The sequence below is a fragment of the Neobacillus mesonae genome, from assembly GCF_023715155.1.
Lineage (GTDB): Bacteria > Bacillota > Bacilli > Bacillales > Cytobacillaceae > Neobacillus > Neobacillus mesonae_A.
Genome location: NZ_JAMBNQ010000128.1, coordinates 1 through 329, shown reverse-complemented (window position 1 = coordinate 329; position 329 = coordinate 1). Strand labels below are relative to the sequence as shown.

At 39.5% G+C, this 329-nt stretch carries 2 rRNA genes; both read right to left on the bottom strand.

What is annotated here, in order from left to right:
* Positions 1 to 88, bottom strand: a 5S ribosomal RNA gene (gene rrf, locus M3183_RS26830); the annotation flags it as partial.
* Between the two features lie 127 nt (positions 89 to 215).
* A 23S ribosomal RNA gene (locus M3183_RS26825) occupies positions 216 to 329 on the bottom strand; the annotation flags it as partial.

Sequence of the window (329 nt, the reverse complement as noted above, 5' to 3'; positions counted from 1 at the left end):
CAAGGCCCCAACTACCATCGGCGCTGAGAAGCTTAACTTCCGTGTTCGGTATGGGAACGGGTGTGACCTTCTCGCCATCACCGCCAGACTATTTAATCGACACTATTTTATTATAATGTCTTTTTTGTTTTTTTCAAGAGAAATTTTGATTTTTTCATTCTCTCAAAACTAGATAATAGAGAAGAAGTATGTTAAGAACGAGTTCGCTTTTCGTTTTGGTTAAGTCCTCGATCGATTAGTATCAGTCAACTCCACATGTCACCATGCTTCCATCTCTGACCTATCAACCTGATCATCTTTCAGGGATCTTACTTAGCTTTAGCTAAAAG